Genomic DNA, 16,042 nt, shown 5'->3' with positions numbered 1-16,042 from the left:
CTAAATTTTATAACAAAAATTCTTTTGGCAAATCATGGCTTGCAAAGTGTAAAATTGAAAGGCTAAAGCAATAAGCTCCAGCGTTTGTCACTTTCAATATATCGCCAATATTTGCTTTTTTTAATTCTATATCACTTGCTAACAAATCCAAACTTGTACACAAGTGTCCCCCAATATCTACGATTTCTGTTTGGGAATTTTCTCCAATAATTTCAAATTCGCATTGATTTTTTCCTGTATAAAGTGGCTCAAAGGCTTTTTCGCACTCATATCCCAAAGCTTGTTTTAGCATTTCTTTCATAGGGCCTTTGACAAAACCATTCATAGCATTTTTTACAACAAGGTAGGTTTTCCCATTTGAATATTTTTTGTCGATTATTGGCGTGTAGTAAACTCCTGAATCCATAACCAAAAATCTTCCGCTTTCTATCAAAAATTTTGCCCCAAGCTCATTTTTATTTTTTTCATATAAATCTTTCATAGTTTTTGCCAAAATATCCAAATTCACATCATCTTCATTTTTTTTGTCGTAGGCAACTCCTATTCCTGAGCCAAAATTTATAAATTTAATGTCAACATGTGATAGTTTTGAAAATTTCACTGCCAAATCATAAGTATTTTTGTAATAATTTGAAAGAAGATTTGTGTCAAGAATTTGGCTTTGAACGTGAACGTGAAGACCTACAAGTTTTAAATTTTTGTAAGTCCAATCGAAAGAAAAAATTTTATCTTCATCAATTCCAAATTTACTTGGATGAGCTTTTTTATCTGTCATAGAATAATTCGGATTTACTCTTATGCCAATTTCTAAAATTTCTCCGTGATTTTTTGCCAATTCATCTAACAAATCAAGTTCGTGAAAAGAATCTGCAATAAAAATACACTTATCCCAAGCTTTTTGTAAATCTTCCATAGTTTTTCCTGGAGCAGAATAATAAATATGATTTTTTTCAATACCAGCCTTTTTTGAAAGCAAAACTTCATTGCTTGATGCGGCATCAGAACCAATTCCATTTTCCCTTATAGTTTTTACTACTGGCATAAAGGGATTTGCCTTGATTGAATATAAAAATTCTATATTTTCAAATTTTTCCTGTAATTTTTGGCAAGATTTATCAATTATTTCTTTTTGATAAATATAACAAGGGGCATTTTCTCTTACAAATTCGTCAATATTTTTTGCTTGCATAATTTTCTCCTGTTTTTTGTGAAAACCTTTCTTCATGATTTAAATTTACTTCTTAAATCTATTATACAATAATTTAATTTATAAAAAAATCCTTGAAAACTTGCTGGCTAGTAAATTTTCAAGGAAATATTTAATCTGCTTGTGGCGAAATTTTTAAATCCAAAAACAAATCATTGTATAAAATTGTTGTTTCTTTGCCCAAATTTTTGAAAACTTCTAATTTTTCTATATCTTCATCATATGGATACAAGGTCTTATCATTTCTTGCTTCTTTGTCAATATATTTCATCGCCTTTTTATTTGGAGTTGGATACCAAACATAATCTGCATTTTTTGCTGCAACTTTTGGTCTTAATAAATAATTTATTAGAGCATAAGCTCCCTTTGTATTTTTTGAAGTTTTTGGAATAACCATGGTATCAAACCAAATATTTGAACCTTCTTTTGGAATAGCATAAGAAAGATTTGGATTTATTTCTTTTGCCATTGAGGCTTCTCCAGAAAATGTAATTCCAACATCAGCTTCTCCTTGCGCCATATACATTCTAATTTCGTCAGCAAGAATTGCCTTTACATTTTTCATAAAACCAACCAAGTCATCCTTAGTTTCTCTTAAAATTTTTTCATCTTTTTCATTTAGACTTTTTCCATTTGCCAAAAGACCAATGCAAAGTGTTTCTCTTGCTCCATCAAAAGATAAAATCTCTCCTTCAAATTTTTTATCCCACAAATTTTTCCAAGAAGAAAAATCTTCTTTTTTGTATTTTTTATTGTTATAAATTATACCAAAAGATCCCCAAAAATATGGAATCGAATATTGGTTGTTTGGATCATAAGAAAGATTTAAAAATCTTTGGTCAATATTTTCAAGACCTTTTATTTTTTTGTGGTCCAATTTTTTTAAAAGATTTTTATCTCTCATCATTTCAACCGTATATTCTGAAGGAAATGCCAAATCGTAGGAAGTTTTTCCCTGCTCAACTTTTGCCATCATGGCTTCATTTGAATCGAAAGTTTCATAAATTACATGATAGCCAGTTTCTTTTTCAAAATCTTTTATAATTTCAGGATCAATATAATCGCCCCAATTATAAAAATAAATATTTTTTGAATCCTGATCTTTTGCTTTTTCATTTAATTTTTTTTGTCCTACAAACAAAAGAAGGCAAAAAGTTAAAATTCCTAAGAAAAATTTATAAACCTTATTCATCTTGTCCTCCTTTTTTCTTCTCTACTTTGTATGACGTAATAGCCGATTGCAAGAATTAATGACAAAATAAAAATCAATGAAGAAAGTGCATTTATTTCCAGTGAAATTCCTGTTCTAACCCTTGAATAAATTTCTACAGAAAGAGTTGAAAATCCTGAGCCTGTCACAAAAAATGTAACTGCAAAATCATCCAAAGAATAAGTTAGTGCCATAAAAAATCCAGCAAATATTCCGCTTGCAATATTTGGAAGAATAATTTTATTTAAAATTGTAATATCATTTGCTCCCAAATCTTCAGCAGCCTTCATCATATCAGAATTTAGAGCGTAAAGCCTTGGAAGAACCATCAAAACCACAATTGGAATTGAAAAGGCAATGTGAGCAAGCAAAACCGAAAAAAATCCCATAGGAATTTTTAATAAAAAAGAAAATAAAATCAAAAATGAAGCGCCCATCATAACATCTGGCAAAACCATAAGGACTGAATTTAGACTTAAAACTTTCTTTTTTAATTTTTTATCTCTCATATAATAAATCGAAATTGCACCAAGTGTTCCAATAATTGTTGCAATCAAAGACGATAATAAACCAATTATTAAAGTATTTATTACAATATTTATAAGCCTTTCGTCATTAAAAACTTTTTTGTAATAATCTAGGGTAAAGCTTTCAAAAACATTCATATTTCCCCCGCTATTAAATGAATAAAAAATCAGAAAAGCTAAGGGCAAATACATTATTATAAATACAAAAAATAAATACAAATTTCTAATTTTATTTTTTTTATTTTCCATCTTTGACCGCCTTTTTATTTAAAATAGAAATAACTGCAAACATCATAAAAATCAAAACAAGACCAATAGTTGAACCCATGCCCCAATTTTGAGTAACCAAATAATGCTCTTCAACAGCTGTTCCCAATGTTATAATTTTATTTCCTCCAATAATTCTTGTTATAAGAAAAAGTGAAAGTGAAGGAATAAAAACCGCCTGACTTGCAGCCATCACTCCATCCATAGAAAGTGGGAGGATTATTTTCCTAAAAGTTTGAAATTTATTTGCTCCCAAATCTTCGCTTGCAATTATATATTCATTTGGAATAGAATCTATTGCCCTAAAAATTGGAATTATCATAAAAGGAAGTTCGACGTAGGAAGAAACTAAAATAAAGGCAGGATTTGTAAACAAAAATCCCTCACTTGCAAGTCCCAAAAATCCCATAATACTTCCATTTTTATTGAAAAGTCCAATAAAAGCGTAGGCTTTTAAAACCAAATTTATCCAAGTCGGAAGAATTACCAAAAGCAAAATAAAATCCTTGTGCTTGGCCTTTGATAAAAAATACGAAAATGGATAAGCCCACAAAAGTGTAAAGGCAGTTATTAAAAATGCAGTCAACAAAGAATTGAAGGTCATAATCATATAATTTTTATTTGAAAAGTAGGAAATGTAATTATTTAAAGTAAAATTTCCATAAATATCAAAAAATGATTGATAAATTAAAAGAAGAATCGGAGCGATAATAAAAATTAAAATCCACAAATAATAAATCGCAGATAATTTTTGGTATTTTTTAGCCATCATCTTCTCCAATCGCATATTTTTCAATTCTTTTATCAAAATCATCCTCGCTTTCGTTATAACGCATAACGTGGATGTTGTCTGCATCAATTTTTATTCCAATATCATCGCCTTCTTCAAAAGTTCTTGTTGTATGAATTTTCCACCTAAATTCAGAAGAATCAAAACAAATTAATTCATTAAAAACTCCCCTGTACAAAATATTATCGATATTTACAACAATATCCGCATCATCAACTGACACAACATTTATATCTTCAGGCCTAATTACAACTTCAACCCTTTCATTTTTATTAATTCCAGCATCGGAACAAGCGAAAGTTTTATTTGCAAATTCAACCTTATAATCATCAACCATTCTAGCCTTCAAAATATTACTTTCTCCAATAAATTGAGCAACATAACGATTGATTGGCTCATCATAAATATCTTTTGGACTTCCTTGTTGGACAATTTCGCCCTTATCCATTACAAAAATCCAATCGCTCATGGCAAGCGCCTCTTCTTGATCGTGAGTTACAAAAACAAAAGTAATTCCAAGCTCCCATTGCAAATCACGAAGTAAAACCTGCATAGATTTTCTAAGTTTCATATCAAGAGCAGACAAAGGCTCATCAAGTAAAAGCACATCAGGTTTATTTACAAGAGCACGAGCTATGGCAACTCTTTGTCTTTGTCCTCCTGACATTTGAGAAATTTCTCTTTTCTCAAATCCTGACAAATTTACCATATCAAGAGCCTTTTCAACTTCCCTTTTAATAATTTTTTTGTCAGTTTTTTTAATTTCAAGACCAAAGGCAACATTATCAAAAACATTCATGTGAGGAAAAAGAGAATAATTTTGAAAAACCGTATTAACCTTTCTCTTACTTGCAGGAACATCCAAAACATTTTCGCCATTAATATAAATCTCGCCAGAATTTGCATCCAAAAATCCAGCAATAAGATTTAAAATTGTAGTTTTCCCACAACCCGAAGGTCCCAAAAGCGTATAAAATTTCCCCTTCTCAAGCTCCAAATCAACAGATTTTAAAATCATTTCATCATCAAAAGACTTAGAAACATTTTTTAAAACCACAGAATATTTATCTAAATTTTCACACACACTATCACCTCCGCTAGTTTCTTTTAAAAGTATAACATAAAAAAATAAAAAACACTCACAATATACGAATTTTTAAGATTTTATCTTTAATATAACAATGAAATTTAATTCATATAATTAAATATAAAAGATACTTCAAGACCCTTATTTTTATTTTTTATTTCTTTTGACCCTTGTCTTATTTGCTCAATTTTTTCATGCAAAACTCCTTTCTTGTAAAATAACAAGACGATTAGATTTTTTAATTTCTAATCGCCTTGTTACTAAAAAATAAATCAATGTATATTAATTCACTTAATCTATTTTCAATTTCTTTTTTTATAATATCTATTGTTTTATATTTATCTGCAATAATGCTTTGCTTTTCTGAAAATACATCTCCATACATATCATATGGAATTGGTATCATCTCATCTTCTATCATACTTGGTGTGAGTTTTGTAAATTCATTTTTCCCTTTTAAACCCTTTCTTCCTTTGTTTTTGTTTCTAAGAATTGGCTCTAAAATATTTTTTACATAAGCAAAATCAATATTTCTACTTTTGGAATAAATACAACTCTATCTGCATTTGTAGAAAATTTCCCCTCTAAAATTGTTAAAACTCCTGCAATACCGTTTATTGATGAACTAAGATATTTACCATCATAATCATATTCATTTCTGTACCCCAATGGATTATTATTATCTGCTGAATATATTGGATATTCTCCCTTATTATTTTTGCAATAAGTTTTTGTATAAATCGACTTACCTCTTTGTATGTCAAATAAGTCCTTAATCCTTATATATATGGGGTTTCGCCATCGAACTGAACATTTGATAGCGTAAAAGGAAGACCCTTTTCTAAAATAGATTTTTTCATTTCTTCAATAGCTTTATACTTGCTTACAATTTGGTTTTGTTTTTCAAGGTCAAATATTCCATCTTTATTTATTGGAATTTTTAGCTTATCTTTTATCCCAATAATCATTTCTTTACTTAGAGTAGTATATTCATTTTTTTCTTGAGTCCCTAATCTCCCTTTTATATTTTTCCTAAAAATAGGCTCAAGAATAATTTTTAAAAACTCTAAATTTAGATCACTATATTTGTCTTTTAATAAAAGTATTCCTCTATGATTAGTAATGCTAAATTTTTCATTATCATGATGCATTATATATCCAGCCAAGCCATCTTTTGCCCATGTTAAATAACAACCATCGTAATCATATGAATTTATGTTTGCATATTCTCCATCTGTCTGACCAGAATACAATGGAAATTCCCCAACGTTTTGAGCTGAATACGTCTTAGTATATTTACCATCACCTAGAGATATATCAAAAATATCACTCACCCTATATTCTTTGTATTTGGAAATTTCAGTAGCCATAAAATCAACTTGGACATCTTTAAAATAATCTAACTTTTCTTTAAGTTCCTTTTTCTTTTCCTCTACAATTTCATATTTTTTTACAATTTCTTTTTGTTTTTCTATATCATAGTTCCCATTCTCATCAACTGGAATTTCAAATTCAATGTTTTTTATTCTGTATAATGATGCTTTCTTTGTCCAAGAAAAATCTTTAGAGGAAAATACTGACCTTAATTTAATTTCTATATATCTCAACGATATATTGCCTATATCTTCTTTCAAATACCATATTCTAGAATCCGATCCTAAAGAAAATTTTGTCTTTTCCCTATAAATGATAGTTCCTGCATTTGCACCATTTGTAGTTATTTGCAAACATTCCATATCATAATCGTAAGTGTTTATATAACCTTTATTCATATCGCCAGTTGTTTTTGCAGAATAAACTGGATATTCTCCTGAATTAGCATTTATATATTTAAGAGAATACTTTGAGTTTCCTCCTTGATTATCCATAATTTCATCTAATTTAACTTTTCTGTACCTTACTTCAGCCATTCCAATTCCTCCTTGAATTCATTCATTAGAGAAATCATATCGTCAAGTAACATTTGAAATTCATCTACTGTTACTACCTTCTTAGCCTTTTTAAGTCCTATTTCAATTTTTTCTTCTTCTGACCAAAAATTCTCTATTATCCAAGATTTATCCTTATCAAAATCTTTTATATCAATTAATTTTAATTTAGGATCTGATTCAATATGAGTTTTTATTAAATCTCTTAGGTTGTTTTTATCTTCTTTTCTATAGAAATTGTATTTGGCAACGGCTTCTTTTAAATCATTATCTTCTATGTCAAACCTATATACATCAAGACTTTCTCCTATACTCGTTGCAATATAAGTAAATACAGGATAATCTTGTTTTTTATTGTCTTCTTTTTCTCGTTCTGTTGCTTTTCTAACTGTCAATATATAAGTCTTTTTAGGTGTGTTGAAAAACGCTCCTACTGGTAGGGAAATTATTGCTTCTATAAAGAAATTGTTTAGCATATATTCTTTTAATTTAGAGTTAGCATAGTTTGAAAATATACCATCAGGCAATACAACATTTGCAGTTCCCCCTGGTTTTAGTGATTTTAAAATCCATTCTAAAAACAAGCTTTCGACACCAGCACCATTTAAATCGTAATATCCAGTAGCTTTTGCTGATTCCATCATTACCTTGCTTTGATAATACGGAGGGTTTGCAAGTATTAAATCATATTTATTTTCTTCTAACTCTCCTAATGTTCCAAGCATTGTTTGGTGTAGGTAATAAGAATCATTCAGTAAACTTTGAGATATGGTTTTAACATCTTGTAATGAGTTATTTTTCTTGAAAAGTTCAGAAAAATAAATAAGCATATTAGCCTTAGCAAGTATTATTGTTAAGTCATCTCTTTCAGACATCATCTTATCGTAGCCAATTATTTCAATTCGTTTTTCTAATTTTTTCTTTTTGTAGGTAAAATATTCAGAAATTTTATCTTCTATTGCTTCTAGGATAAATTTTCCAACCCCACAAGCGGGGTCACATATTGACATTCCCTCATATATATCAACCATCTCAATCATTTCATTTACTATCTTTAATGGTGTGAAAAACTGTCCCATATTTGATTTTTCATCACTATGTTTCATGAATGTTTCAAATAGTTTCGACTTGAAATCTGTACTTATATGGATAAATTTTCCATTTTCTTTTTCGTAATTTTCAAACTCTAAAACCACTTCTTTAAATATTTTATCTGTGTTATCTAGGCTTATATATTGATTATATTCATCTTTTTTAACATGAAAAACTTGACCATTTATAATGCTTGTACCGTCTTCTCCCTCTGGAAATAGAGTCTTCATAGTTTCTCTTGGACCATCTAAGTATTTACCTAATACTTTTGCGTCATTGATACTTGGGTCTATTTTTTTATATTCTTCCTTGTACATATTTGCAATATAAGAAAATGAACTATCTCCACTTAATACTCCAATGTCTGATAGATATTTGAATAAAAATAATTCAACAAAAGTATATAAAGACATTTTTGCTGAAGCAAAAGTCAAATTTACTAATTTTCTGTTTATTTTTACTGCTAAATCTGTTGGATCTAAAAATTCTTTTTTTAGTATCTGATCAGACTCATCATTTATTGAAATCAATATATCATTTATTAACTTAGCAACTTCTTTTCCATTTTCTTTTGGTTTGATTTCTAAATTAATTAAATTATTATTTTCATCAATAATTGGATTTCCAGTTTTAGGATTAATCCAAATATATGAACTCCCGTCACTAACTACATATATTTTTGCGTTTATTGCTTTTGCAACATAAAGTTCTTGATTTATAGCTTCCTTTATATCTTTTTCACTTTTTAACTTACTCGGTCTTTTTTGCTCGACATAGATAATTACATTTTTTTCACTATCAATTATTAATACATCGGGTTTTTTTGAGCCAATTTTTTTATTTACTGAATATTCTTTAATGATTGATGATTTCATTAAATTATTAATTGTAGTTGCACCTAAGCTTAAACACTCATATTTATCTAAAATAGTTGTATTGTTGCTATATATTTCATTTTGTATCATCTGTTCAGATTTGCCCATTCTACTTATCCTCCTTATAAATTTTAACAACATCTTCTATCTTACAATCCAATGCCAAGCAAACCTTTTCTAATGACTCTAAGTTCACATAAGAGTTTTTGCTCATTCTTGATACTATGTTACTTGTTATGTTTGCAACTCTTTTTAGATCTTCTTTGTTCATTTCTTTTTCTACTAATAAGTGCAATAATGGTTTGTAAGAAATTGCCATATTATTTCCCCTAATCAATTTTATTAATTAATTTATATTATATCTTAAATAGGCTAATAAGTCATTTTAGACTATTTTTTACTTGTGTTTACGTTAGTATTTGTTGAGATAGTCCTTGTTTTTTCCTTGTCCCACTTGGAAGTGCTCCAAATTAGTAGATCAAAAGGTTGGACTAAAATTTATTTTTACTATACAATCCTTGGCATATTTTTATCTCTTCCTATAATTAAGATTTTTGGCGCTTTTTCTATATTTTTTCATAAAAAAACTGACCTCATAAAATTAATTTTTATAACTTTTGTGGTCAGTTTGTTTGTACACATGAAATTTAAAAATTAAAAATAATCTTTTAGGATATTTGTCAAATCAAATTTATTACTAGGCTTAATTATTTGGTATAGATCTGTCCTTTAGCTGTAAATGAATTTTATCATCTATTGAATCTTTCTAAGATTTTCAGTCAATTTTATTATTTAACTTTAACATATTAGTAAGAGTTTTTATTTATTCTGGATTTGTTAAGATATTTTGTTCCTATATTAAAAATTAATGAAATTTTTTCCTGTCCTTATCTATATCCCAATAAATTTCCCTATATTTCCCATCATAAATTTTTAAAATTTCTGGCATAGAATCGCTCATCTTATCCATTTTTTTAAATTCGTCGTAATCTTTCCAAAATAATTTTCCTTCCCTATTATCTTCAATTAATTTTCCAGAAAAATCATTTGTTTGGTATAAAAGTCCAATGTCTTTTTGAAATTCGCCCTTATCATTTGTAAATGCCCAAGTAATTATTCCTACGAATTTGGGATTTTTTATTTCTAAATTTGTTTCCTCTTTTGCCTCTCTTATTACTGAATTTTCAAAAGATTCATTTTCTTCAACTTTTCCTCCAGGAAAGGTAAGGCCTTCCCAGCCGTATTTTTTCTTTTTATCTAAAACTAGAACCTTATTATTTTTTTCATCATAAATTTTTACCATATTCATAAGTACAATTTTCATATATACTCCAATCCACAAAAAAAGGAAGCAAGTTTCCCCACTTCCTCTTATATTTATTTTCTTTCTAGTTCAATTTTTACACTTTTATCATTTAATTCGAATTCTTCTATATCAAGATCTTTTACTTCCATTGTATCTGCTAAAGTTTCTTTTTTGATTTCTTCTTCAAATTCTTTTAAAGCATTTTTCAATTCATCATCTGCGCTGTAGAAAATATCAATTCTATCTGTAACTTCGTATCCATTATCTTTTCTAAGATTTTGGATTTTTGATACAAATTCTCTTGCATATCCTTCTTTTTTAAGATCTTCTGTGATTTCTGTATCTAAAACTACAAAGACATTTCCATCCATCTCAACATCAAATCCTTCTTTTGCTTGGATTCTTACGTCAAGATAATCTTTTTCAACTGTGTATTTTTCTCCATTTATTTCAATTTCTTGTGGAGAATTTTCAACCTTTTCTACAAATTCTTTTGCATCAACGCCAGCCAAGAATTTTCCAAAAGCTCCCACGTTTTTAGCAAAAATTTGTCCAACTTTTCTGAAATTTGGTTTTAGATAATAATCCATAAAGTCTGAAAGATCGTCTGCAAATTCAACTTCTTTTATATTTAATTCTTCTTTGATTAAGCCTGTCAAATCACCGATTGTGTCTTTAAATGATCCATCTACAATTATTTTTTCTAGAGGTTGACGAACCTTGATTGATTCTTTTTCCCTTGATGCACGACCAAGAGTTACCATTTTTCTTACAAGATCCATCTTCTCTTCTAATTTTTCATCAATCAAATCTTCATTAACTTCATCAAGTTTTTCAACGTGAACTGAAAGTCCGCCTGTTAAATTTCTGTAGATTTCTTCTGAAATAAATGGAGCTATAGGAGCTGTCATTTTTGAAAGACTTAGTAAAACATCGTAGCAAGTTTTATAAACTGCTTTTTTGGATTCTGTTAAATCTTCTCTCCAAAATCTCTTTCTATTTCTTCTTATATACCAATTTGATAAGTCTTCTACTACAAAATCATTTACTAAATGAACAACCTTGTTGTATTCAAAAGATTCCATTTGTTCGTAATAAGCTTTTAAAAGTGAATTTAATCTTGAATATAACCACTTGTCGATTTCTTCAAGCTCTACATTTTCAAAATTTTTGATCTCATCAAGTCCAATATTATCTGTATTTGCATAAAGAACAAAGAAATTATAAACATTTTCGATTGTCCTAAAGAAATTATTTTTAACTTCGATCAAACCTTTTTCGTCAAATTTTGTTGGAACCCAACAAGGAGATACATATAAAGAATAAAATCTTACTGCATCTGCCCCATATTTATCAAATAATTCAAATGGATTTAGGGTATTTCCTTTTGATTTTGACATTTTTTGTCCATTTTTATCAACAACTAGGTCATTTACCAAAACATTTTTGTATGGTGCTTTGCCTGTAATAATTGTTGAAATTGCCATTAGTGAATAGAACCATCCTCTTGTTTGGTCGATTCCTTCGCAAATGAAATCTGCTGGGAAATAATTTTCAAAATCTTCTCCCTTTGCAAATGGATAATGAACTTGTGAAAATGGCATTGCCCCTGAGTCAAACCAAACGTCAATTACATCTGGAACCCTGTGCATTACTTTGCCACAATCTGGACAAGTTATTGTCACATCATCAACATAAGGTCTGTGAAGTTCTATATCTTCACTTATATCTTCTCTAGCTTTTTCAGCTAATTCTTTTCTTGAACCGATTGATTCAATATGACCACAATCATCACATCTCCAAAGATTTAGTGGAGTTCCCCAATATCTTGATCTTGAAATTGCCCAATCTTTTACATTTTCAAGCCAATTTCCAAATCTTTTGTCCCCAATTGTTTGTGGATACCAATTAACCCCGTTATTATTTTCAACCATTTTTTCAGAAAGTTTGCTCATTTCTATATACCAAGATGGTTTTGCATAATAAACAAGTGGAGTTTTACATCTCCAGCAGTGAGGATAATTGTGTTCGATTGTTTGTTTTTTATAAACTTTTCCTTCATCTCTTAAATGTAGGAAAATTTCTTCGTTTGTATCAAAAATAAATTTGCCCTTCCAAGGAGTTTCTGTAAAGCATCCTTCAAGGTCAACTGGTTGAACAAATGGTAAATTATATTTTCTTCCAAGTTGGTAGTCGTCTTCACCAAAGGCTGGAGCTGTGTGAACAATTCCTGTACCGTCTTCTGCTGAAACATAATCAGCACAAGTTAGGAAAAATGCCTTGCCATCTGGTTTTACATATGGAAGTAATTGTTCATATTCAACATACTCAAGATCTTTTCCCTTCATCTCTTCAACAACTTCATACTCATGATCTGCCATAACTTTTTCAAGCAAAGATTTTGCCAAATAATAATAGCATCCATCAGTTTTATCATTTACTTTTACATAGCTAAGTTCTGGATGAACAGTTAAAGCTACGTTTGATGGAAGAGTCCATGGAGTTGTTGTCCAAGCTAGGAAAAATTCATTTTCGGCATCTTTTTTCTTAAATTTACAAATTAAAGTTATGGCCTTATCCATTTGATAACCTTGAGCAACTTCGTGACTTGCAAGACCTGTACCACATCTTGGACAATATGGCATAACTTTTGCCCCTTCATAAATTAATCCTTTTTTGAAAGCTTGGTTTAAAAGCCACCATTCAGTTTCAATATAATCATTGTCCAAAGTTATATAAGGATTATCCATATCGTAAAGAAAAGCCATTCTGTCTGACATATCTCTCCACATGTCTGAATATTTAAAAACTGAGTCCTTACATTTTTGATTGAATTTTTCAACGCCGTAAGCTTCGATTTGATCTTTTTCAGTAAAACCTAATTCTTTTTCAACTTCGATTTCAACAGGAAGGCCGTGTGTATCCCATCCAGCTTTTTTTAAGACCTTAAAGCCCTTCATATTTTTATATCTTGAAGTCATATCCTTCAAAGTTCTTGCTATAACGTGGTGGATTCCCGGTTTTCCATTTGCAGTTGGAGGTCCATCATAAATTATATATTCGTCTGCATCTTCTCTTGTTGTAAAAGTCTTATCCAATAGGTCTATATCAGCCCAGTATTTGGAAAGATCAAGTTCTCTTTGTTTAGTATTTTTTGTATCTAATGATTTAAAACTTGCCATAATTCCCTTTCTTTTTCATAAATTTTTCTTTTAAAATAAATTATAATAAAAAAACGCCCCCAGAAGGGACGGTCCACCCAAAAATTGAGTATGAAGTTAACGCCTATCTTACGTAATAAACTAATTTTTTCATTTATTAAGCTAAAAGATGATCTTCATAATAAAAAATGCATAGCCACTTTCACCTAAAGGCCTCTCTGTAAATTATTTTTTAAAATTACTCTTCTTTTAATTGCTTATATCTACTGACTAATTTACTATTTTTAAAGAAAAAAGTCAAATTGATTTTTATCTAAAAAAATATATATTTATAAAACCATAAAAAGCGTTCCAGCTGTAATTAAAATACATCCAATAATAGATTTTGCTGTAAATTCTTCGCCCAAAAATAAAAAGGCAAGAATCAAAGTTAAAACCACACTCATTTTATCAATTGGAACAACCTTTGAGGCATTTCCATATTTTAAGGCTCCATAATAACAAAGCCAACTAAGTCCAGTCGCAAGTCCTGATAAAATTAAAAATATCCAGGATTTTTTGCTAATATTATAAATTCCAGAAAATGAAGAAGTGATAAAAACCATGCCCCAGCTCATTATTAAAACTACAAAAGTCCTAATTGCAGTTGCAAGATTTGAATTTACCCCTTCAATTCCAACTTTTGCCAAAATTGAAGTTAGAGCTGCAAAAATTGATGAAAAAATCGCAAGTAAAAGCCACATAATATCTCCCTTATTTATGTATTTTCATTCTAAATTTATCAATAGAAAAATTATCCCAGCTATCAACATTAGAAATCTCTAGGGCTTTTTCTAGCATTTTTATATCAGAATCAAAGTCTTTTCTATAGACATAATAGTTTTCTTCCATAAAAGAGAGCATTATCCCATCATAATCTTTAAAATCTTCAATAAATCTAAGTTTTTCTACATCAAAATATTCAAAAACTTTTATCTCTAAATCTTTTAAATTTTCTTTTGTAATTGGATTAAATTTTAAATCAAAAAATCCTGCGTTTACTGCTTCATGGACTATATCAAGGCCCAAATTTTTTCTAGTTGGAAAAATTGAACCAGAAATTCCTTTTAGCCTTCCATTAATTTTCACTTCAACTCTTATTCCGTTATATTTATTTTCAAATTTTTTATCAAAATCCCTAGGATAAGATTTATTTTCTAAATAATATTTAATTGCATCATAAGCAAGTTTTACATAATCATCCATTTTAAAATTCTTTCTTTATTTTAATTTTCCAAATATTTGTTTTCTTTTTCTTTATTAATTTACCCAATTTATAGATAAATTAATTGAAAATGGGTAAATTAATAGGAAGAGAAAAAATTTTAGTTAATAAATAAAAGGAGAAAATAAATGTACGATTTTTTAATTGTTGGAAATGGAATAGCAGGTCAAAAGGCCGCTGAAACTATTAGAAAAAAAGAAGAAAATTCTTCTATTATTATAATTTCAAAATCAGCAAAACACACTTATTGGAGAACAAAATTATCTGAACTTATCGCAAAAGATTTTACAGATAATGAAATTTTGGTAAAAAAACCTGAATGGTACGAAAAAAATAATATAGAAGAAAAGCTTGAATATGAAGTAGAAAAACTTGACCTTGAAAATAAAAAGGCAATTTTAAAAAACGATGAAGAGATTGAATATAAAAAAGCCCTTATAGCAACAGGCTCTCATCCATTTGTACCACCAATAAAAAATATTGACGCTGATGGAGTTTTTGCAATTAGAACTGTTGAAGACTTAAATTCTTTCAAAAATCATATCAAAGAAAACAAGAAAGTTGTAGTAATTGGTGGAGGACTTTTGGGACTTGAAGCTGCTTTTTCTGTAAAAAATACAGGTTGCGAAGTCCTTGTTATTGAAACTTTTGACTATATTTTGGGAAAACAACTTGATAATGAGCTTTCCAAAAAGTTAGAAAAAGAATTAAATGATGCAGGAATAAAAACTTCTACAGGAAAAAATACCGCAGAAATTTTAGAAAAAGATGGTAAAGTTTGTGGAATAAAACTTGAAGATGGAGAAGAAATCGAAGCAAATACAATTTTGGTTCAAACAGGTGTAAGAAATAATCTAGAACTTGCAGAAAAATCTGGACTTGAAATTGAACGTGGAATCCTTGTAAATGAAAATTTAAAAACAAGTGATGATAATGTCTATGCAGCAGGAGATTGCATGCAATTAGGACAAGCTACAATCGGTCTTTGGACAGCCTCAATGGAAATGGGAGAAATTGCAGGAAGCAATATGACAGGAGATAAGAAAACCTACCAAACGCCAAAACCATTTTCATCTCTTCTTCTTGGAGATATAAAACTATTTTCAGCAGGCTTTAATTCAGGCGAAGGAATTGAAGAAATCAAAAAAGAAGACGGAGAAAAAGTCTACAAATTATTCAAAAAAGGCGAAGATTTTGTAGGAGGCATCCTCTACAAAGATATAAAATTCCAAAATGATGTTAAAAAAATAGTATTTGAAGACGAAGATCCAAAAAATACAAAACTTGGAAAAGAAATTTTTGGGATGTAAGAAATAAGCTCTTGGAAA

Annotated in this window: 15 protein-coding genes; 1 reads left to right on the top strand and 14 read right to left on the bottom strand. The window is 29.0% G+C overall.

What is annotated here, in order from left to right; all coding sequences use genetic code 11:
• Positions 1-7: 7 nt before the first annotated feature.
• From HMPREF2782_RS07960 to HMPREF2782_RS07900, 14 genes are all read right to left on the bottom strand, one after another.
• Positions 8-1,189 (bottom strand): diaminopimelate decarboxylase family protein, encoded by a 1,182-nt coding sequence (locus HMPREF2782_RS07960; RefSeq protein WP_070642124.1) that lies wholly within the window; start codon positions 1,187-1,189, stop codon positions 8-10.
• A 130-nt stretch (positions 1,190-1,319) separates the two neighbouring features.
• Positions 1,320-2,399, bottom strand: a complete 1,080-nt coding sequence (locus HMPREF2782_RS07955) for an ABC transporter substrate-binding protein (RefSeq protein WP_070642121.1) — start codon at positions 2,397-2,399, stop codon at positions 1,320-1,322.
• Positions 2,396-3,193, bottom strand: coding sequence for an ABC transporter permease (locus HMPREF2782_RS07950; protein ID WP_070642119.1), 798 nt, complete (start codon positions 3,191-3,193; stop codon positions 2,396-2,398). The genes HMPREF2782_RS07955 and HMPREF2782_RS07950 overlap by 4 nt, the downstream gene beginning before the upstream one ends.
• Entirely contained in the window at positions 3,183-3,980 is a 798-nt protein-coding gene (locus HMPREF2782_RS07945) for an ABC transporter permease (protein WP_070642115.1), read from the bottom strand. Before HMPREF2782_RS07945 ends, HMPREF2782_RS07950 begins: the two co-directional genes overlap by 11 nt.
• The gene (locus HMPREF2782_RS07940; protein ID WP_070642112.1) at positions 3,973-5,085 is read right to left on the bottom strand and encodes an ABC transporter ATP-binding protein; all 1,113 of its coding nucleotides are present in this window, start codon (positions 5,083-5,085) and stop codon (positions 3,973-3,975) included. The genes HMPREF2782_RS07945 and HMPREF2782_RS07940 overlap by 8 nt, the downstream gene beginning before the upstream one ends.
• A gap of 241 nt (positions 5,086-5,326) precedes the next feature.
• Positions 5,327-5,509 (bottom strand): hypothetical protein, encoded by a 183-nt coding sequence (locus tag HMPREF2782_RS09530; RefSeq protein ID WP_186821669.1) that lies wholly within the window; start codon positions 5,507-5,509, stop codon positions 5,327-5,329.
• Positions 5,510-5,598: 89 nt separating this feature from the next.
• Positions 5,599-5,829 carry a restriction endonuclease subunit S gene (locus HMPREF2782_RS09370; protein ID WP_261668832.1) on the bottom strand — a complete coding sequence of 77 codons (231 nt, stop codon included), beginning with the start codon at positions 5,827-5,829 and terminating at the stop codon, positions 5,599-5,601.
• A gap of 38 nt (positions 5,830-5,867) precedes the next feature.
• Entirely contained in the window at positions 5,868-6,998 is a 1,131-nt protein-coding gene (locus HMPREF2782_RS07930) for a restriction endonuclease subunit S (RefSeq protein WP_070642110.1), read from the bottom strand.
• Positions 6,986-9,091 (bottom strand): HsdM family class I SAM-dependent methyltransferase, encoded by a 2,106-nt coding sequence (locus tag HMPREF2782_RS07925; RefSeq protein WP_070642107.1) that lies wholly within the window; start codon positions 9,089-9,091, stop codon positions 6,986-6,988. The genes HMPREF2782_RS07930 and HMPREF2782_RS07925 overlap by 13 nt, the downstream gene beginning before the upstream one ends.
• 1 nt (position 9,092) lies before the next feature.
• On the bottom strand, positions 9,093-9,302 hold the full coding sequence (locus tag HMPREF2782_RS07920) for a helix-turn-helix domain-containing protein (protein WP_070642104.1): 210 nt from the start codon (positions 9,300-9,302) through the stop codon (positions 9,093-9,095).
• Between the two features lie 546 nt (positions 9,303-9,848).
• Positions 9,849-10,307, bottom strand: coding sequence for an NUDIX domain-containing protein (locus HMPREF2782_RS07915; protein ID WP_070642101.1), 459 nt, complete (start codon positions 10,305-10,307; stop codon positions 9,849-9,851).
• A gap of 53 nt (positions 10,308-10,360) precedes the next feature.
• A complete protein-coding gene (gene ileS, locus HMPREF2782_RS07910; RefSeq protein ID WP_070642099.1) occupies positions 10,361-13,471 on the bottom strand; it encodes an isoleucine--tRNA ligase in 3,111 nt (1,036 codons plus the stop codon).
• 308 nt (positions 13,472-13,779) lie between these two features.
• Positions 13,780-14,193 (bottom strand): EamA family transporter, encoded by a 414-nt coding sequence (locus HMPREF2782_RS07905; protein WP_026074082.1) that lies wholly within the window; start codon positions 14,191-14,193, stop codon positions 13,780-13,782.
• A gap of 10 nt (positions 14,194-14,203) precedes the next feature.
• Positions 14,204-14,695, bottom strand: a complete 492-nt coding sequence (locus tag HMPREF2782_RS07900; protein WP_070642097.1) for an AMMECR1 domain-containing protein — start codon at positions 14,693-14,695, stop codon at positions 14,204-14,206.
• A gap of 147 nt (positions 14,696-14,842) precedes the next feature.
• Here HMPREF2782_RS07900 and HMPREF2782_RS07895 point away from each other — a divergent pair, with 147 nt between their 5' ends.
• A complete protein-coding gene (locus HMPREF2782_RS07895; protein ID WP_070642094.1) occupies positions 14,843-16,024 on the top strand; it encodes an NAD(P)/FAD-dependent oxidoreductase in 1,182 nt (393 codons plus the stop codon).
• Positions 16,025-16,042: the final 18 nt, after the last annotated feature.

This window comes from Anaerococcus sp. HMSC068A02 (assembly GCF_001811125.1).
GTDB classification, from domain to species: Bacteria; Bacillota; Clostridia; order Tissierellales; family Peptoniphilaceae; genus Anaerococcus; species Anaerococcus vaginalis_C.
Note: the sequence above shows the minus strand (reverse complement) of the source record. Positions and strands in the feature narration are given on the sequence as shown.